Genomic DNA, 17,970 nt, shown 5'->3' with positions numbered 1-17,970 from the left:
GGGGCGCGCCCGGTCCGGGGCGGACCCCCGATGGCGCGCCGTCAGCGTGGCACGCACACCATGGGCAGCGGGCCGGGTTCGAGCGTCGCCTTCGGCTCGGGGCGCAAGGCCGTCCCGGGCACCGGGCGAAGCCGCCACCGGCTCGCGATCGTGGCCACGATGAGGGCGGTCTCGGTGAGTGCCAGGACGTCCCCGATGCACTTGTGACTGCCCGCGCCGAACGGGAGCAGCGCCCCGCGCGGCACCTCCCCCGCGCGGTCGGGGAGCCAGCGCTCCGGGTCGAACCGCTCGGGATCGGGGAACAGTTCGGGATTGTGGTGCAGCGCCTGGGCGCTGTAGAGGATCATGGTGCCCGCCGGGACGGTCCGGCCACCGAGTTCGGTCTCGGCCGCCGTGACCCGCATCGCCATCCACGACGGCGGATACAGCCGCAGCGACTCGGTGATGACCGCGCGGGTGTACTCCAACGACGGCAGGTCCTCAGCGGCGGGCGAGCGGCCCTGGAGCACCTCGTCGATCTCGGCGTGCACCCGCTTCTCCACCTCCGGGTGGGCGCCCAGGAGATGGAAGACGAAGGCGAGGGTCGAGGCGGTGGTCTCGCTCCCGGCGACCAGGAAGGTGACCACCTGGTCGAGGACCTCGCCGTCGGCCAGCCCCTGCCCGGTCTCGGGGTGTTCGGCGCGCAGCAGCGTGGAGAGCAGATCGCCGTGGTCGGCGCCGGACCGCCGGCGGTCGCTGATCATCTGGTCCACGATCTGCCGCAGCCGGGCATTGGCCCGGTCATAGCGCCGGTTGCCGGGGGTGGGGAGCTTCTCCATGATCCCCAACGGCGCCATGGTGCGCTTGTAGATGCCGTGCGAGACGATGCGCAGGCAGTGGCGCGCCTCGTCGATCGTCGCCTCGTCGACCCCGGTGGAGAACAGCGTCCGCGCGGCGACCCGCATCAGCAGGGCGTGCATGGTGTCGCTGATGTCCAGGGTCCGCCCCGGCTGCCAGGAGCCGGTCGCGGTGCGGGTGTCATCGGCGACGGCGGCGGTGTAGGCGGCGATCCTGGGCGGGTGGAACGCGGGCTGGATCATCCGCCGCTGGTAGCGGTGGTCCTCGCCCCGGGAGACCGAGAGGCTGTTCCCGAGCAGCTGCCGCGCCTTGTCGAAGACGCCGCCCTTGTCGAACACCCGGGGATTGAGCAGCACATGGCGGACCAGCTCGGGATGGCAGACCAGATAGGCGCGGCTGGGCCCCAGCCTGACCTCCACCAGATCGCCGTGGGCGGGCAGGGAGGCCAGGAACTGGAGCGGCCGGCGCCACAGCGCCAGGGTGTGTCCCAGCAGTGGCACCGAGCCGGGCGCCGTGCCGGTGGTCCAGGGGCGCTCCGGCGGTGCGGAGCTCTTCGCGGAAGTCACGGTCCCCCTTTCCTTACTGAATACGGGAGTTGACGTCGTTGACGGCCGCCTTGTAGCGCTTGTTGCCGATGGTCCACACGAAGTTGCCGTAGATCAGATCGAGGCAGACGTCGCGCGTCAGCGGGTCGAACGCCTTGATGCACTCGATGTCCTCGATCATGTCGTCGAGCCGGGCCTGGAAGAACTCCTCGAACGCCGCCTCGTCGCTCACATCGCAGAGCCGGAAACAATTGGTGATCTGGTTCAGGGAGACCTCGCGGTCATAGGAGTAGAAGTCATTGACGATGGTGAGTCCGCGGGTGGTCATCCGCGCGATCAGACTCGTCTTGGCGTGTTCGGTGAACTCCGGGTGCCGGTAGATCGGGTACGACATCTTCATCCAGAAGTCGACTCCGATGTCGGTGACCCGGAAACGGAAATACTGCTCCGGGGAGGTGGTGCACAGCGCCGCCTTGACGGGCGAGTCGCGGAACATATGGTCGCTGGTGACGAAGGCGCGGGCCGCCTCGTACGCGACCTCCGCGTCCTCGGGGTCGTAGTACTTCTCGCAGACCTTGCGCAGTTGGGGCAGGAAGAGATCGAAGTCGTGCAGCGCGGGATCCATGTCGTCCCAGACGAATGTCACGCAGTTCAGGACGCAGACGGCCTTGAACGCCTCCATGTCCTTGATATGGCGGGGACTCTGGGACCAGAGGACCACCCCCACATAGGAGATCCAGCGTTCATCGGAAACCGATTTTCCGAGAGGAGCCACCGCCGCGTTGCAGTCGTCAATGACCTCGCGCAGTTCGGCGTCGGTCAATTCCACCTTGGTGGGCCGGGTGACGATATGGCGGTCGAACATCTCCTGGAAGCGGCGGGTGCAGTCCTCCAGATAGGGGCGGACGGTGCGGTGGCTGATGTCCTGGGCCCCGGCCGGGAAGAGATCGGTCGTCATGAGTTCCTCACAGTGGCCATGCGGGCGATCCGGGTCAGCGCGTTGACCGCGTCCGCGGTGAAGGGGGCGTCGTCGAGGGCCCGCAGGGCCTGCGTCCGGCGGTCGTCGATCATCTGCTCGACGGCCTCCCGGGCGGTGGTGGCGGCGAAGATCTCCTGGATGGTCGCGGCGCCCTTCTCGTCCAGCAGCGGATTGCCGATGAGGCTGCGCAGCCGCGCCGCCTGGGCGCGGTCGGAGCCGCGCAGGGCCAGCGCGGTCAAGGTGGTGTTCTTCCCGGCCCGCAGATCGTCCAGCTGGGACTTGCCGGTCGACTCCGGATCGCCGTACACGCCCAGCAGATCGTCCCGGAGCTGGAACGCCTCGCCCAGCGGCAGGGCGTAGGCGGTGAACGCCTCCATGGCCGCGGGGCCGGCGCCCGCGATGGCGGCTCCGAGGTGCAGCGGACGCTCGATGGTGTACTTGGCGGTCTTGTACCGGTTGACGGTGAGGGTGGCCTCGACATCGTCGGTCAGCTCGCCGGTGGCCGCCAGGTCGAGGTACTGGCCCAGCATCACCTCGGTGCGCATTTCCGACAGCAGCGGGAGCACGGCGTCGAACTGGGCGGGGGTGAGACCGGCCGAGTGCAGGAGCTCGTCCGACCAGGCGAGGGCGAGGTCGCCGAGCAGCACCGCCCCGCTGACCCCGAACCGCTCGATCTGGTCGGGGCTGCGGCCGGCGGCGCACAGCGCGGCCAGGGTGCGGTGGATGGTCGGCCGGCCGCGGCGGGTGTCGCTGTCGTCCATGACGTCGTCGTGGATCAGCGCGAAGGCGTGGAACATCTCCAGACAGGCGGCCACCCGGATCACCGCCTCGCCGTCCCCGCCGCCGCCGACGGCCTGCCAGCCGGTGATACACAACAGGGGCCGTATGCGCTTTCCGCCGGACAGGAAATCCTTGAGCAGTCCGGAGAGATACGGCAGATGGTGTTGCGGAGTGGTACGGGCCTTGGCCGTCAGAAAGTCTTCGAGTACGACGTCCACCGACTCCCGGACGGCATCGGCGTCCAAGCGGCCGGGGATGAGCGTGGGTGCGGTCATACGAGTGACTCCTCCACGTCGAGATGTCGAAATCCGTTGATCAAGGAGACGAAAACAGGCACGCGGAAACCCTTGGCTCGGGTGGAATGGACGGACTGCCGCCCATGCGGTGTATGGCGCTGTGCACGACACCATGAAGGCAGTCGCATGACGCGACTGCGGTGCCTGGTCGAAATGTCGAACGCGCTGCGAAGGGTGTGAAGCTCAGGCGCTCAGGGAGCCATCCGGGTGACGCGGGCGGTCATTTCCGCACGTGATTACAGACCGGGCCGCAAGGGGACCCTGGTCGGCGCGGCATCCGCGTGGGCATCATCGGTTCGATGGCTGCCAGGTGTGCGCGGGTACACTCAATGACGCCCATGTATTCCCCCTGAGTGCCGCCGGTCCCCCCAATGGACGTGTGCAGTCTAGACGCAAGATCGACGGATTCGGAAGCCCGTTCTGCTATCCCGCCTATCACTTGTGGGTCGCGCGGGCGGGGAAGCAGCCGCCGCGTCCGGTGCGGGCCGAAACCGGGCAACTCGCCCCGTACGTGCGAAGTATCAGGGAAATAAGCGGGTGTGCAATAGGGGTGCGGAGAGTTCGTTGAAAGCTGAACGGGGCAAGAGGGAACGGGCAACTGAACGGGGCCCCGCCTTCACCGGCGGGGCCCCGTTCAATAGGGCGCTGGACGTCCGGCGTGTGGCCCGGACCGTTCAGGCCTTGCGGTAGTCATAGGCCTCCGTGGCCGCCTGGAGCACCGCGTCCACATCGGCCCCGGTGGAGGCGGTGACGACCGCCGCCACCGCGCCTTCCACCAGCGGCGCGTCCACCAATCGGGTGCCCTCCGGCAGTTCGTCGCCCTCGGCCAGCAGCGCCTTGACGGCCAGCACCGCGCTGCCCAGGTCCACCAGCACCGCCACCCCGGCACCCCGGTCGACCGCCTGGGCCGCCTCGGCTATCAGCTCCGGACTGGTGCCGAATCCGCCGTCCGGGGTGCCGCCCGCGGCGCGGACCGGCGCCGCGCCACCGCCGGACAGCTCCTTCGCCAGCTCGGCCACCGAGTCCGCCACCGCCGCGCTGTGCGACACCAGGACTATCCCGACCAGCTCCTTCTCACCCTCGTCGGTCATCGGGCCGCCTCCGCCAACGCCGCGATGATCAGCGCAGAGGAGGTGGCGCCCGGGTCCTGGTGGCCGGCGCTGCGCTCACCCAGATAGCTGGCCCTGCCCTTGCGGGCCGTCATCGGCACGGTGGCCAGCGCCCCCTTCTCGGCGGCCTCGCCCGCGGCCGCGAACGACCCGGCGCCCGCGCCCAGCGCCTCGACGGCGGGGAACAGCGCGTCCAGCATCGTCTTGTCGCCGGCCGCGGCGCCGCCCAGCTGGGCCACCGCGTCCGCGCCGGCCCGCAGCGCGTCCGCCAGCTGCTGCGGGGTGATCCGCTCGGCGTCGCCGAGCGCCTTGCCGGCGCGCCGCAGCAGTGTCCCGTACAGCGGTCCGGAGGCGCCGCCCACCTTGGAGATCAGCTGGCGCCCGGCCAGGATCAGCGCGGCCCCGGGCGAGCCCGGCGGCTCCTTCTCCAGCGCCTCGGTCACGGCGGCGAAGCCGCGCTGCATGTTGGTGCCGTGGTCGGCGTCGCCGATCGCGGCGTCCAGGTCGGTGAGACGGGCCGCCTCACGGCTCACGGACGCGGCCGCGGCGGTGAGCCAGCGGAGGAAGAAAGGGGTGTCGAGCACGTCGTCGACGGCGGGTTCACTGCTGGACACAGGCGCCTCCTCGGTCGTAGCCAACGGCGACAGCGTTCGTATCGGAACCGGCCGGCCTCAGGCGCCCCAGCGCAGCCCGGCGGTCCGCACGGGCGCGTCCCACAGCCGCAGGAGGTCCTCGTCGACCTGGCACAGGGAGATCGAGGCGCCCGCCATGTCGAGTGATGTGACGTAGTTGCCGACGAGCGTACGCGCCACCGCCACCCGGCGCTCGCCGAGCGCCCGGTGCACCTCGGCGGCGAAGCCGTACAGCTCCAGCTGCGGGGTCGCGCCCATGCCGCCCACCAGCAGCAGCACCGGATTGTCCGGGCGCAGGTCGGCCACCACCGTCTCCACCGCGTAGTCGGCGATCTCACGGGAGGTCATCATCGCCCGCCGTTCACGCCCCGGCTCGCCGTGGATGCCCACCCCCAACTCCAGCTCGCCCGCGGGCAGGTCGAAGGTGGGGCCGCCCTTGGCCGGGGTCGAGCAGGCGCTGAGCGCGACCCCGAAGCTCCGCGAGAGCTCGTTCACCCGCCGGGCGATGGACTCCACCCGCTCCAGCGGCGCGCCCTCCTCGGCCGCCGCGCCCGCGAGCTTCTCCACGAACACGGTGGCCCCGGTGCCGCGCCGGCCCGCCGTGGAGAGGCCGTCGTCGACCGCCACATCGTCGTTGACCAGGACCTTGGCGACCTGGATGCCCTCGTCCTCGGCGAGCTCGGCGGCCATGTCGAAGTTGAGCACGTCGCCCGTGTAGCTCTTGACGACGAACAGCACGCCCTGGCCGCTGTCCACCGCCGCCGCGGCGCGCACCATCTGGTCCGGCACCGGGGAGGTGAACACCTCGCCGGGGCAGGCGGCGTCCAGCATGCCGGGCCCCACGAAACCGCCGTGCAGCGGCTCGTGCCCCGATCCGCCGCCGGAGACCAGTGCCACCTTGCCCTCGACGGGCGCGTCCCGCCGGACGATCACCCGGTTCTCCACGTCGACGATCAGTTCGGGGTGCGAGGCGGCCAGTCCGCGCAGCGCGTCGGCGACCACGGTCTCGGGGACGTTGATGAGCATCTTCATGGGTGTGTCCGTCCTCCGCCGGGTGGGGGGCTGTGCACCGCTGCAACAGCGTACGGATCCGTCGCGGCCATGCACCCCTGGGACGCTGGGCCGAATGGCCCAATAGGACGAAAAAGGTACATAGACATCATATGGTGCGCGCATGGAGAATACTGCCGCACCGGCGGCCGCCGTCCTGCCCCCGCGCTCTCAGCCCCGTCAGCCGCGGCGGTACCGCCGCCCGGCCCCCTGGCTCGGGCTGGTCGCCGTCGGTTACGCCGTGGTCCAGTTCGCCGTGGTGATCCCGCACACCGGGCACGCGCTGGGCTGGGACGAGTCCGTGTACGTCTCCCAGGTCGATCCGCGTACCCCGTCCGCGTACTTCAGCGCACCCCGCTCGCGCGGCATCAGTCTCCTGGTCGCACCCGTGGTGGCCGCCACCGACTCGGTCTGGGCGCTGCGCGTCCTGCTCGTGCTGGCGTCCGCGGGCGCGCTCTACGGCGCCTTCCGGGTCTGGACCCGGCTGCTGCCCCCGGCTCAGGTCGCCCTGGCCGCGCTGCTCTTCTCCGGACTGTGGATCACCCAGATCAGCGGGCCCGCGGTGATGCCCAACCTGTGGGTGGCGATCGGCGCCGTCGCCGCCGTCGGCTGGTTCCTCCGCGTCCCCGGTGAACCGGGCGCCCGCTGGTGGCTGGCCGCCGTCCTCGCGGGCGTCACCCTGGTGCGCACCCCCGACGGGGGATGGCTCGCGCTGCCGCTGCTGATCGGCGCGATCGGGACGCGCCTGTGGCGGCCCGCGCTGCCCGCGCTGATCGGCGGATCGCTGCTCGGCGCCGCCCAGTGGATCGGCGAGGCGTACGACCGGTTCGGCGGCATCGGGGAGCGGCTGGGCGTCTCCAGCGACGTCGAGGGCGGTATGGGCCTGCACTTCGGCGTGGGGGCCGCGCTGCGCAGCCTCAACGGACCGCAGCTGTGCCGCCCCTGCGAGGTGCCGCTGCGCCACCCGGAGCTGACCGTGTGGTGGCTGGCGCTGCCGGTGCTGACCCTCCTCGCCGTCAGCGCCGCCCTGCGCGACCGCCACGCGCTGCGCCGGGTGCGGGTGGGTCTCGGGCGCCCCGGCACCCGGCTTCCCGCCGTACCGCTGACCGTGCTGCCGGTCGTCTGCGCGGCCGCCCTCGCCCTGCCGTATCTGCTGCTCATCGGCTACTCCGCACCGCGCTTCCTGATGCCCGCCTACGCGCTGCTGGCGCTGCCGATCGCCGGGCTGATCCCCCGCGCGGTGCGGACCGCACGCTCACCGCGGCACCTGGCGGCCGCCCTCGGCGTCGTCATCACGCTCCACCTCGCGAGCCAGCTCGTCGTCCTCGGCCATACCGCGGCCCAGTCGGACCGCACCACCGGGCGGTACCGCACCGCCGCACAGGGGCTCCAGCGGCTGGGGCTGCGACCGCCCTGTCTGGTGACCGGCGACCGCGCCCTGCCCGTCGCCTACCACGCGGGCTGCTCCTCCGCCCAGACCAGCGGCAACAACCGGTCCACCACCCTGCCCGCGCTACTGCGGCGGGCCTCCCGCGAACCCACCGCGCTGCTGCTCCGGCGCGGCCGGGACCGGCCCCCGGCCTACGCCCGCACCTGGGTGTCCTATCCGCTGGCCGGCACCGGGTGGAACGCCTACCGGCCACCGGACCAGGCGCGGGAGTGGGAGGCGGAGAAGGCCCGCGAGGCCGAGAAATCCCGGCAGGCCGAGAAGGCCCGCGAGGCCCAGAAATCCCGTGAGGCCGAGAAATCCCGACAGGAGACGTCCGGAAAGGCCGCGAGCATGGGCGCCATGACGATGACCTACCCGACCACCAGCTGGGCCGGATTCCAGGCGGCCGAACCCGCCTTCGCCGGCTACGCCCAGGACCGCTTCCGGCGCTACCGCCACCATGTGCTGGCCACCCTGCGCCAGGACGGCTCCCCGCGGGTCACACCGCTCGAAGTGACCTTCCTCTCCGGCGAGTTGTGGCTGGGCATGATGCCCGACTCGCGCAAGGCGCTGGACCTGCGCCGCGATCCGCGGTTCTCGGTGCAGGCCAACCCCGGTCCGGGCGAGGGGCTCGCCGAGGGCGATGTGCGGGTGAGCGGCCGGGCGGTCGAGGTGACCGACCCCGAGACGGTGGCCCGGTTCGCCGCGCAGGTCCGGCCGCCCGAGCCCTTCCACCTCTTCCGCGCCGAGGTGACCGAGGTGGTGCACACCGCCTCGGAGGGCGGGGAGATGGTGCTGCGCACCTGGCGTCCGGGCCGGCCGGTGCAGGTCGTGCGGCGCGGCACCGACGACGCCCCGCCCCGGGCGGAGGGCTGAGGGCGGCGTCGTGGACCGGGCCCGCCGGTCCGGTCCACGGCCCTTCCGTATTGCTGGAACACGTTCTACCGTGCCCCTCGATCCCAGGACGCTCCCAGACCGCCGTCATGGCGCACGCGAGACTCCAGGAGGGGCCGTGGACCTCGAATACACCCCTGATCAGCGGCGGTTGCGCGATGAGCTGCGCGGGTACTTCGCCGAACTGGTCCCCGACGACGCCTACGCCCGCTTCGCCGACTCCACCGGGCAGAAGCGGTTCTACCGCGAGACCATCCGCCGCCTCGGCACCGACGGCTGGCTGGGGGTGGGCTGGCCGCGGGAGTACGGCGGACGCGGGCTCGGCCCGGTCGAGCAGTTCATCTTCTTCGACGAGGCGGCCCAGGCCGGGGTGCCGCTGCCGCTGATGGCGCTCAACACGGTCGGGCCCACGATCATGCGGTTCGGCACCGAGGAGCAGAAGGCGTACTTCCTGCCCCGGATCCTCTCCGGCGAGATCGACTTCGCCATCGGCTACAGCGAACCCGACGCCGGCACGGACCTCGCCTCCTTGCGGACCCGCGCCGTACGGGACGGCGACAGTTACCTCGTCAACGGCCAGAAGACCTGGACCACCAACGGCGACACCGCCGACTGGGTCTGGCTCGCGGTCCGCACCGACCCCGACGCCACACCCCACAAGGGCATCAGCATCCTGCTGGTCCCGACCGACGACCCCGGCTACTCCGCCACCCCCATCACCACCCTCGCCTCCCACGACACCACCGCCAGCTACTACGAGAACATCCGCGTCCCGGTCACCCGCCGCGTCGGCGCCGAGAACGAGGGCTGGCGCATGATCACCACCCAGCTCAACTACGAGCGGGTGACCCTCGCCGCCCACGGCACCATGGCCATCCGGGCCCTGCGCGGCGTCCGCCAGTGGGCCGCCGACACGAAGCTCCCCGACGGCCGCCGGGTGATCGACCTGGCCTGGGTGCGCGCCCGGCTGGCCCGCACCCACGCCCGGCTGGACGCCATGAAGCTGCTCAACTGGCAGATGGTGGACGCCCTCCAGCGCGACGCCCTGACCCCGCAGGACGCCTCCGCCGTCAAGGTGTACGGCTCCGAGGCGCGCCGCGACGCCTACGCCTGGCTGATGGAGGTCGTCGGCGCCGCCGGCCCGCTCAAGGAGGGCTCGGCGGGCGCGGTCCTCCACGGTGAGCTGGAGCGCGGCTACCGCAGCAGCGTCGTCTTCACCTTCGGCGGCGGCAACAACGAGATCCAGCGGGAGATCATCTCCTGGATCGGCCTGAAGATGCCCCGGGTGCGCCGCTGAGCCGCCGTGCCCCCGCGCTCAGGTGCCCCCGCGCCAGACGCCGCGGCCACCGCCTCCGGCGGACGGCGCCCTGTGCCGGACAGGGCCTAGGCTGGCCGTCGGGAGGTGGTGGCGATGGCGGCGGCCATACGGCAGGGCGGAACCGATGCCGACCCGGGGCTCTACGGCCCCCGTTCGGTCACCTGGCAGATGCACGGCGACCCGGTGATGTGGATCGCGGGGGTGCGCGCCCTGTACCTCCAGGCCCTGCATCCGCTCGCGGTGCGCGGTGTCCTCCAGAACTCCGACTTCCGCCAGGACGCCTGGGGCCGGCTGCTGCGCACCGCGCGGTTCGTCGCCACCATCACCTACGGCACCACCGAGGCGGCCGAGCGGGCCGGCGCCAAGGTCCGCGGCATCCACCGCAGGCTCTCCCTGACCGACCCCGTCACCGGCGCCCGGCACCGGGTCGACGAGCCCGAGCTGCTGCTGTGGGTGCACTGCGCCGAGATCGACTCGTACCTCCAGGTGATGCGGCGCTCCGGTTACCCGCTCACCGACGCCCAGGCGGACGCCTATGTCGCCGAGAACGTGGTGTCCGCCCGGCTGGTCGGGCTCGCCCCGGCCGACGTACCGGCCGATACGGCGGCGCTCGCCGCGTACTTCGAGAAGGTGCGCCCCGAACTCGCCGGCACCCCCGAGGCCCACGAGGTGGACACCTTTCTGCGGCGGCCTCCGGTCCACGCCCTGCTCGTCCCGGCGCGCGAGGTGATCTGGGGGCGCTTCGCCGCGCTCGCCTACGGGTCCCTGCCCTCGTACGCCCACGAGCTGTACGGGCGCCCCGCGCCCCCGCCCCAGGTGGTCACCCGACGGCTGCGGGCGATGGGCAGGGCGCTGCGCTGCATCCCGCCCAGGGCCCGCTGGCAGCTGCCGCCCAAGCACATTCTGCGGGCGGTCGAGCGACTCGGTCCGGGCAGCCGCCCCTCGCCCTACAAGCTCCGCCGAAACGCGGCCATACTGGGCAGCGGGGATGCGACGGGGGCGGGGCCGCACGCGGCCGGCCTCCACGGGGGCGGCGCGAGCCGGCTTCCGCCAGGGCAGGGGGGAGAATGGCGGACACCAGGCTGATCCAGGGCCGGTACCGGCTGCTGGACCGGATCGGGCGCGGGGGAATGGGCGAGGTGTGGCGGGCGCGCGACGAGTCGCTCGGCCGGGGCGTCGCCGTCAAATGCCTCAAACCGCTGGGGTCGCGGCACGACCCAGCGTTCACCGGTGTGCTGCGGGAGCGCTTCCGCCGGGAGGCGCGGGTGGCCGCCGCGCTCCAGCACCGCGGGGTCACGGTGGTGCATGACTTCGGTGAGCACGAGGGTGTGCTGTACCTGGTCATGGAGCTGCTGGAGGGACGTGACCTCAGCCGGCTGCTGGCCGACAACGAGCGGCGGCCGCTGCCGGTGCCCGATGTCCTGGACATCGCGGAGCAGACGGCCGCGGCCCTCGCCTACACCCATGACCAGGGCGTGGTGCACCGGGACCTGAAGCCCGCCAACATCATGCGGCTCACCGACGGCACCGTGAAGCTCTGCGACTTCGGCATCGCCCGCCTCGGCCATGACGTCGGCTTCACCGCCCGGCTCACCGGCCCCGGCGTGGCCATGGGCACCCCGCACTACATGTCGCCCGAGCAGATCGCGGGCGGCCCGGTCGACCATCGCAGCGATCTGTACTCCCTGGGCTGTGTGCTCTACGAACTGGCCACGGGGGCGCCGCCGTTCGACCTCGAGGACGCATGGGGCGTCCTCGTCGGCCACCGTGACACCCCGCCCGCGCCGCCGCGCCAACGCCGGCCCGAACTCCCCGAGCGGTTCGAGCGCGCCGTCCTCGATCTGCTGGCCAAGGACCCGGAAGGCCGCCCGGGGGGCGCCTTCGAGCTCGTCGAGCGACTCGCCCCGGCACGCCCGTCCCGGCGGCCGACGGCGCCGTCACTAGCCGAGCCGCATGAGCTGTCCGAGCAGCCTCAGCCGCCGGAGCAGCCTCAGCCGTCCGAGCAGGCTCACCCGTCCGAGCCGTCCGAGCCGTCCGAGCTGTCCGAGCAGCCTCAGCCGTCCGAGCCGCGCGGTATGCCTCCGGCCGCGGGACGGCGCGCTCCCCGCCTTCCGGACTGGGCCCGGCACATGACCACCGGCTCCAAGGCGCACACCGGCGAGGCGTGGCCGCTGTCGGCCACCCCGCCCGACGCGGCGGCCGCGCTCACCGGCGCCTGGACCGGGGGCCACGCCGCGCAGCCCGCCCCGCCGACTCCGCCGACTCCGCCGCCGCTTCCGCCCGGGGTGCGGGCCCGGCTCGCCGACCGGCACCGCGCCGGGCTGCACCTGGGGCGGCTGGGCCGCTGGCAGGAGGCGGTGGCAACGCACCGGGCGGTGGCCGCCGAGCGCGAGCGCGCCCTGGGCGCCGACCACCCCGACACCCTCGCCAGCCGCTATGAGATCGCCTTCGCCCTCGGGGTCCTGGGCCGCCCGGCCGACGCGCTGCGCGAGTACGAACGGGTCGCGGCGGGCCGCCGGCGGGTGCTGGGCGCCGACCACCCCGACACCCTCGCCGCCCGGCAGGAGACCGCGTTCGTCCTGGGCCGGCTCGGCCGCTGTGCCGAGGCCCAGGACATCTACACGGCCGTGCTCGCCGCCCGTGAGCGCACCATGGGCGCCGACCACCCCGACACCCTGCGCTGCCGCCACAACCTCGCCTTCAACCTGGGCTGTCTGGGGCGCCTGGGGGAGGCCCACCGCATGGCGGAGCAGGTGGCCGCCGCCCGCGCCCGGGTGCTGGGCCCCGATCACCCGGACACCCTGATCAGCCGCTACGAGGTGGCGTGCGCCCTGGGCCGCCTCGACCGCTGGGCGGAGGCCCTGGACATCTTCCGCGAGGTGGCCGCCGCCCGCGCCCGCACCCTCGGCCCCGACCACCCCGGCACCCTCGCCGCCCGCTACGAGACCGGCATCAGCCTGGGGAAGCTGGACCGGGACACGGAGGCGCTCGCGGTCTACCGCGCTCTCGTCGAGGACCGCACCCGCGCCCAGGGCCCGGCCGATCCGGAGACCCTGCGCGCCCGGCACGGCCTCGGCGTCAGCCTCGGCCGGCTGGGCCGCTGGGAGGAGGCGCTCGCCGAGGCGCGCGAGGTGTGCGCCCTGCGGGAGCGCGCCCTGGGCCCCGACCACCCGGACACCCTGGTCAGCCGTCGCGAGGTGGCCGTCGCCCTGGGCCGGCTCGGCCGCTGGTCCGACGCGCTGGCGGACTACCGCGAGGTGACCCGCGCCCGCGCCCGGGTGCTGGGCCCCGACCACCCCGACACCCTGGTCAGCCGCGGCGACGAGGCCCACTGCCGGAAGCAGCTGGGCGGGCGCGCCGAGACGGCGGAGGCGGCGGCGCGCCGGGCGCGGCAGAGCTGATACCACGGCCCGGTGAGCCCGGTGAGCCCGGTGAGCCCGGTGAGCCCGGTGAGCCCGGTTCGCCACGCGGATGAACCGCCACGCGGGTGTACCACTACGCGGGCGTACCCCTACGCGGGTGAGCCGCTGCGGGGCCGCTCGGGCAGCACCGCCCGGTCCGGCGGGGGCGAGGCGGCCGACCTGGTCTCCGCGGTGGTGAGGTCCTCGATGCGGTCGGCGAATCCCGGTTCGGGCAGCGGGAGATCGATGTCGGGGTCGTCGGTGAAGTCGACGGCACGGGCGACGTAGTCGATCACCGCCGTGGTGGCGGGCGGGACCTCCTGCCCCCTTTTGAGTCCGTGCAGAATGCGGAGGGCGGCGGCCATTTCGTGGTCGGTGGTGGCCCAGTCCTCCACCGTGTCGGTGACCGGCGGGATGTCGTGGCCCGCCTGCTGGTGCCACCATTCGAGCCACGCATGCGCCTGGCCGTCCTCGTTCAGGGCCATGTGGTGCAGATAGAGGCAGTAGGCGGCGGCGGGGTCGCCCGCGCCGGCGGCGAACTGCCACCAGAACTGGGCGTGGTCCTCATGGCAGGCCAGTTGCAGGACGCAGCCCAGGACACGGGCGCCGGGCGGTTCGAGGATGCGGCGGGTGAGGAAGTCCCGCAGCTGGGTCAGGGCGGCCGGGCGGGCGATGATCGCCTCGCACAGGGTGTGCAGGTCCTGCGCCATCCGTTCGTCCACGCCCGGCGCCGGGCACCCGGCGGCCGCGGCCGTCCGCCGGGGGTTTTTCGGGGGCCGCTCATGGGGCGGGGTGCCGCCGGGGTCGGCGTAGCGGGCGGCGAGCCGGGCCTCGGCGGCGTCGAGGTCGACGGGAGGGGCGGGGTTGAGCAGGGCCCGCGCGAGGATGCGGTCAATGGGTGAGGTCATCGGTCTTCCTTGGTCAGGAGCTGTTGCAGACGGCGGCGGGCGTAGCGGGCGGTGGAGCGGACGCCGGCTTCGGTGATGCCGAGGTGGGTGGCGGTCTCGGCGACGGTGTAGCCGCGGCAGTGGAGCAGGATGACCACGTCCTGCTGGCGCTCGGGGAGTTGCTTGATCGCCTGATAGAGGTTCAGGCTCTCCTCGAGGACGGCGATGGGGTCGACCGCGTCCTTGAGGATCGCGGTCTCGAAGGTCGCGTTGTCCAGGAGGGCGGGGCCGCGGTTGCGGGCGCGGGCGAGGTCGAAGACCCGGTTCTTCATCACCTTCCAGGCGTAGGCGGCCGGGTTCTCCATGGTCAGGACCTTGGGCCAGCAGCGCAGCAGTTGTTCGAAGGCGGCGTCGACGGCTTCTTCGGCGTCGGCGTGGTTGCCGAGGTAGACCATGGCCCGGTCGATGTACGCCTTGCGGTGGAGTTGGTGGAAGGCACGGAAGTCCGCGGGAAGTCCGGTGGTCATCGAGGCGGTGTCGCGCGAGCGCAGGAAGTCGTGGGTCACCGTTCCCCTCCCCTCTGGTCGCTGCGATGGAGTTCCGATACGCCGACGCGGACTCCCATGGCGGCCGCTCGGCGCAGGAGGGCGATGGCGTCACTGCCGAATACCCGTGCGGCGAGTACGGCGGTGGCGACGTTCACCACGGTTTGAAGATTCACGGACTTCGTTGTCCTTCTGTTCGTCGTACGGGGAGTGGCCCCCACACGCCCCGCGAGTGCGCCGTGTTGCGCCCTCTGTTCAGATAGCGCTCATGGAAGCCGGTTCGTGCATCGGATGAGCCTAAAATCTTACGGAACGCAGCGATCCAATTACGCAAATATGAAAATCAGATAGCTTCGCTCGAGCAAAAACCCACGCCACACCTTCCCCACCACGCTCACACCGGGCCCCACGGCATGGCCCCGGCGATCACCCCGTGCTAACCAGAGGACATGTCTCACAGCGATGCGTATGACGTCGTCATCGTCGGCGGTGGTCACAACGGTCTGGTCGCCGCCGGGTACCTCGCCCGCGCCGGGCGCAGCGTGCTGGTGCTGGAGCGGCTGGACCGCACCGGTGGCGCCGCCGTGTCCACCCGGCCCTATCCCGGTGTGGACGCGCGGCTCTCCCGCTACTCCTACCTGGTCAGCCTGTTGCCCCGGCGGATCGTCGACGACCTCGGACTGCGCTTCGCGGTGCGCAAGCGCGCGGTCTCCTCGTACACGCCCGATGTCCGGGGCGGGCGCCACACCGGACTGCTGGTGGAGGCCGGCGGCACGTCCCGGACCCGTGCCGCCTTCGCGCGGCTGACCGGGTCGGACCGGGAGTACGAGTCCTGGCAGCGCTTCTACGGCATGACCCAGCGCGTCGCCGAGCGGGTCTTCCCGACCCTGACCGAGCCGCTACCCACCCGGGCGGAGCTGCGGGCGCGGGTCGGGGACGACGCGGTGTGGGAGGCGCTGTTCGAACGGCCGCTGGGGGAGGCGATCGAGGCCGCCTTCGACGACGACCTCATCCGGGGCGTGGTCCTCACCGACGCGCTCATCGGCACCTTCGCCCGTGCCCATGACCCGTCGCTGCGGCAGAACCGCTGCTTCCTGTACCACGTCATCGGCGGCGGCACCGGCGACTGGGACGTCCCCGTCGGCGGCATGGGCGCGTTCACCGACGCCCTCGCCGGCGCCGCCCGCGCGGCGGGCGCGCGGATCGTGACCGGACGCGAGGTCACCGCGATCGCCACCGACGGCACCTGGGCGGAGGTGCGGTACGCGGACGAGGCGGGGGAGTCCACCGCGACGGCCCGGTACGTGCTGGTCGGGGCCGCGCCGCGGGAGCTGGCCCGGCTGCTGGGCGAGGAGCCGCCCACCCCGCCCGCCGAAGGGGCGCAGTTCAAGGTGAACATGCTGCTGCGCAGGCTGCCCGCGCTGCGGGACCGCGAGGTCGACCCGCGCGAGGCGTTCGCCGGGACGTTCCACATCGCCGAGGGGTACGGCGCGCTGGAGGAGGCGTACCGTCAGGCGGCCGCGGGGGAGCTGCCGCACCGGCCGCCCTCGGAGATCTACTGCCACTCGCTGACCGATCCGTCGATCCTCGCCCCCGAGCTGGCCCGCGCGGGCTATCAGACCCTGACCCTGTTCGGACTGCACACCCCCGCCCGGCTGTTCGCCGAGGACAACGACGCGGCGCGCACCGCGCTGCTGCGGGCCACCCTCGCCGAGCTGGACGCGCACCTCGCCGAGCCGATCACCGACTGTCTCGCCCATGACGCCGACGGGAGGCCGTGCGTCGAGGCCAAGACCCCGCTGGACCTGGAGGCCGAGCTGCGGCTGCCCGGCGGCAACATCTTCCACCGGGACCTGGCCTTCCCGTACGCCCAGGAGGGCACCGGCCGCTGGGGGGTGGAGACGCGCCACGCCAATGTGCTGCTGTGCGGCGCGGGGGCGGTGCGCGGCGGCGGGGTGAGCGGAATCCCCGGGCACAACGCGGCCATGGCGGTGCTGGAGAGGCGATGACCGGGCGGGCGGTGGGCGGCGGCACCCAAAGAATCTGACGTAGCGTCAGAAAAACTCTTCCCTCGTCCGGCCCCCTGCGGCATCCTGCCGCCCATGCAGACGGAGCTGAGCACAAGGCTGGGTGTCGAGCACGCCGTCTTCGGCTTCACGCCGTTCCCCGCCGTGGCCGCGGCGATCAGCCGGGCCGGCGGGTTCGGCGTGCTCGGCGCGGTCCGCTACGGCGCGGGCGAGGAGCTGGCCCGCGACCTCGACTGGATGCAGGAACACACCGACGGCACACCCTACGGCCTGGACGTCGTGATGCCGGCGAAGAAGGTGGAGGGGGTCACCGAGGCCGATATCGAGGCGATGATCCCCGAGGGTCACCGTGCGTTCGTCCGGGACACCCTCGCCAAACACGGCGTCCCGGAGCTCGCCGAGGGCGAGGCGTCCGGCTGGCGGATCACCGGCTGGCTCGAGCAGGTGGCCCGCAGCCAGCTCGACGTCGCCTTCGACTACCCCGTGAAACTCCTGGCCAACGCCCTCGGCTCACCCCCGGCCGATGTCGTCGACCGCGCCCATGACCACGGCATCCTGGTGGCCGCCCTCGCCGGCAGCGCCCGCCACGCCCGCCACCACAAGGAGGCGGGACTCGACGTCGTCGTCGCGCAGGGCTACGAAGCCGGCGGCCACACCGGCGAGATCGCCTCCATGGTGCTCACCCCCGAGGTGGTACGGGCCGTGGACCCGCTGCCCGTGCTCGCCGCGGGCGGCATCGGCAGCGGTGAACAGATCGCCGCCGGGCTGGCGCTGGGCGCCCAGGGCGTCTGGATCGGCTCCCTCTGGCTCACCACTGAGGAGGCCGAACTGCATTCGGCGGCGCTCACCCGCAAGCTGCTCGCGGCCGGCTCCGGGGACACCGTGCGCTCCCGTGCCCTCACCGGCAAACCCGCCCGCCAGCTGCGCACCGAGTGGACCGACGCATGGGAGGACCGGGACGGCCCGGACCCGCTGCCCATGCCGCTCCAGGGGCTGCTGGTCGCCGAGGCCGTCTCCCGCATCCAGAAGTACGAGGTGGAACCGCTGCTCGGCACGCCGGTCGGCCAGATCGTCGGCCGGATGGACTCCGTCCGCCCGGTCCAGACCGTCTTCGACGAGCTGACCCGCGGCTTCGAGCGCGCCATCGACCGCGTCAACCGCATCGCCGGACGCGCCTGACCGCGTCCGCCCGACCCGCCCGTTTCCGCATCGCCTGCCATCGCCGTCAGATCGCCTGACAC

At 72.6% G+C, this 17,970-nt stretch carries 15 protein-coding genes; 6 read left to right on the top strand and 9 right to left on the bottom strand.

Features of this window, described 5'->3' with window-relative positions; all coding sequences use genetic code 11:
* Nucleotides 1–41: 41 nt before the first annotated feature.
* The 6 genes from PS467_RS06910 to dhaK form a co-directional block, all read right to left on the bottom strand.
* A complete protein-coding gene (locus PS467_RS06910; protein ID WP_311034467.1) occupies nucleotides 42–1,403 on the bottom strand; it encodes a cytochrome P450 in 1,362 nt (453 codons plus the stop codon).
* A gap of 13 nt (nucleotides 1,404–1,416) precedes the next feature.
* Nucleotides 1,417–2,340, bottom strand: a complete 924-nt coding sequence (locus tag PS467_RS06905; protein WP_311034466.1) for a terpene synthase family protein — start codon at nucleotides 2,338–2,340, stop codon at nucleotides 1,417–1,419.
* Nucleotides 2,337–3,416: a polyprenyl synthetase family protein gene (locus PS467_RS06900; RefSeq protein WP_268970623.1), complete on the bottom strand. Its 1,080-nt coding sequence runs from the start codon at nucleotides 3,414–3,416 to the stop codon at nucleotides 2,337–2,339. Before PS467_RS06900 ends, PS467_RS06905 begins: the two co-directional genes overlap by 4 nt.
* 695 nt (nucleotides 3,417–4,111) lie before the next feature.
* Nucleotides 4,112–4,528: a dihydroxyacetone kinase phosphoryl donor subunit DhaM gene (gene dhaM, locus PS467_RS06895; RefSeq protein ID WP_311034465.1), complete on the bottom strand. Its 417-nt coding sequence runs from the start codon at nucleotides 4,526–4,528 to the stop codon at nucleotides 4,112–4,114.
* A complete protein-coding gene (gene dhaL / locus PS467_RS06890) occupies nucleotides 4,525–5,160 on the bottom strand; it encodes a dihydroxyacetone kinase subunit DhaL (RefSeq protein ID WP_311034464.1) in 636 nt (211 codons plus the stop codon). The genes dhaM and dhaL overlap by 4 nt, the downstream gene beginning before the upstream one ends.
* A gap of 57 nt (nucleotides 5,161–5,217) precedes the next feature.
* On the bottom strand, nucleotides 5,218–6,210 hold the full coding sequence (dhaK, locus tag PS467_RS06885; RefSeq protein WP_311034463.1) for a dihydroxyacetone kinase subunit DhaK: 993 nt from the start codon (nucleotides 6,208–6,210) through the stop codon (nucleotides 5,218–5,220).
* A gap of 142 nt (nucleotides 6,211–6,352) precedes the next feature.
* Between dhaK and PS467_RS06880 the strand changes: the two genes are divergently transcribed.
* From PS467_RS06880 to PS467_RS06865, 4 genes are all read left to right on the top strand, one after another.
* Nucleotides 6,353–8,533, top strand: coding sequence for a pyridoxamine 5'-phosphate oxidase family protein (locus PS467_RS06880; protein WP_311034462.1), 2,181 nt, complete (start codon nucleotides 6,353–6,355; stop codon nucleotides 8,531–8,533).
* Between the two features lie 136 nt (nucleotides 8,534–8,669).
* A complete protein-coding gene (locus PS467_RS06875; protein ID WP_311034461.1) occupies nucleotides 8,670–9,848 on the top strand; it encodes an acyl-CoA dehydrogenase family protein in 1,179 nt (392 codons plus the stop codon).
* 114 nt (nucleotides 9,849–9,962) lie between these two features.
* Entirely contained in the window at nucleotides 9,963–10,955 is a 993-nt protein-coding gene (locus PS467_RS06870; RefSeq protein WP_311034460.1) for an oxygenase MpaB family protein, read from the top strand.
* Nucleotides 10,937–13,270 (top strand): serine/threonine-protein kinase, encoded by a 2,334-nt coding sequence (locus PS467_RS06865; RefSeq protein WP_311034459.1) that lies wholly within the window; start codon nucleotides 10,937–10,939, stop codon nucleotides 13,268–13,270. Before PS467_RS06870 ends, PS467_RS06865 begins: the two co-directional genes overlap by 19 nt.
* A 110-nt stretch (nucleotides 13,271–13,380) precedes the next feature.
* On the opposite strand, the gene PS467_RS06860 is transcribed toward PS467_RS06865, so the two are convergent.
* The 3 genes from PS467_RS06860 to PS467_RS06850 are packed head-to-tail and all read right to left on the bottom strand — an operon-like array spanning nucleotide 13,381 to nucleotide 14,878.
* Nucleotides 13,381–14,178: a hypothetical protein gene (locus PS467_RS06860; RefSeq protein ID WP_311034458.1), complete on the bottom strand. Its 798-nt coding sequence runs from the start codon at nucleotides 14,176–14,178 to the stop codon at nucleotides 13,381–13,383.
* Nucleotides 14,175–14,723 (bottom strand): sigma-70 family RNA polymerase sigma factor, encoded by a 549-nt coding sequence (locus tag PS467_RS06855; RefSeq protein WP_311034457.1) that lies wholly within the window; start codon nucleotides 14,721–14,723, stop codon nucleotides 14,175–14,177. The genes PS467_RS06860 and PS467_RS06855 overlap by 4 nt, the downstream gene beginning before the upstream one ends.
* Nucleotides 14,720–14,878, bottom strand: coding sequence for a hypothetical protein (locus PS467_RS06850; RefSeq protein ID WP_311034456.1), 159 nt, complete (start codon nucleotides 14,876–14,878; stop codon nucleotides 14,720–14,722). The genes PS467_RS06855 and PS467_RS06850 overlap by 4 nt, the downstream gene beginning before the upstream one ends.
* A 273-nt stretch (nucleotides 14,879–15,151) precedes the next feature.
* Here PS467_RS06850 and PS467_RS06845 point away from each other — a divergent pair, with 273 nt between their 5' ends.
* Both PS467_RS06845 and PS467_RS06840 read left to right on the top strand, forming a co-directional pair.
* Nucleotides 15,152–16,711, top strand: a complete 1,560-nt coding sequence (locus tag PS467_RS06845; RefSeq protein ID WP_311034455.1) for a phytoene desaturase family protein — start codon at nucleotides 15,152–15,154, stop codon at nucleotides 16,709–16,711.
* 93 nt (nucleotides 16,712–16,804) lie between these two features.
* Nucleotides 16,805–17,908 carry an NAD(P)H-dependent flavin oxidoreductase gene (locus PS467_RS06840; RefSeq protein WP_311034454.1) on the top strand — a complete coding sequence of 368 codons (1,104 nt, stop codon included), beginning with the start codon at nucleotides 16,805–16,807 and terminating at the stop codon, nucleotides 17,906–17,908.
* The last annotated feature ends 62 nt before the right edge of the window (nucleotides 17,909–17,970 follow it).

Source organism: Streptomyces luomodiensis (genome assembly GCF_031679605.1).
GTDB classification, from domain to species: domain Bacteria; phylum Actinomycetota; class Actinomycetes; order Streptomycetales; family Streptomycetaceae; genus Streptomyces; species Streptomyces luomodiensis.
This window is presented reverse-complemented; position numbering and strand designations above follow the sequence as displayed.

Excerpts from the sequence above, each read along its gene's own strand:
- PS467_RS06905 (WP_311034466.1), bottom strand. The coding sequence starts at position 2,340 with ATGACGACCGATCTCTTCCCGGCCGGGGCCCAGGACATCAGCCACCGC.
- PS467_RS06900 (WP_268970623.1), bottom strand. The coding sequence starts at position 3,416 with ATGACCGCACCCACGCTCATCCCCGGCCGCTTGGACGCCGATGCCGTC.
- dhaM (WP_311034465.1), bottom strand. The coding sequence starts at position 4,528 with ATGACCGACGAGGGTGAGAAGGAGCTGGTCGGGATAGTCCTGGTGTCG.
- dhaK (WP_311034463.1), bottom strand. The coding sequence starts at position 6,210 with ATGAAGATGCTCATCAACGTCCCCGAGACCGTGGTCGCCGACGCGCTG.
- PS467_RS06880 (WP_311034462.1), top strand. The coding sequence starts at position 6,353 with ATGGAGAATACTGCCGCACCGGCGGCCGCCGTCCTGCCCCCGCGCTCT.
- PS467_RS06870 (WP_311034460.1), top strand. The coding sequence starts at position 9,963 with ATGGCGGCGGCCATACGGCAGGGCGGAACCGATGCCGACCCGGGGCTC.
- PS467_RS06865 (WP_311034459.1), top strand. The coding sequence starts at position 10,937 with ATGGCGGACACCAGGCTGATCCAGGGCCGGTACCGGCTGCTGGACCGG.
- PS467_RS06860 (WP_311034458.1), bottom strand. The coding sequence starts at position 14,178 with ATGACCTCACCCATTGACCGCATCCTCGCGCGGGCCCTGCTCAACCCC.
- PS467_RS06845 (WP_311034455.1), top strand. The coding sequence starts at position 15,152 with ATGTCTCACAGCGATGCGTATGACGTCGTCATCGTCGGCGGTGGTCAC.
- PS467_RS06840 (WP_311034454.1), top strand. The coding sequence starts at position 16,805 with ATGCAGACGGAGCTGAGCACAAGGCTGGGTGTCGAGCACGCCGTCTTC.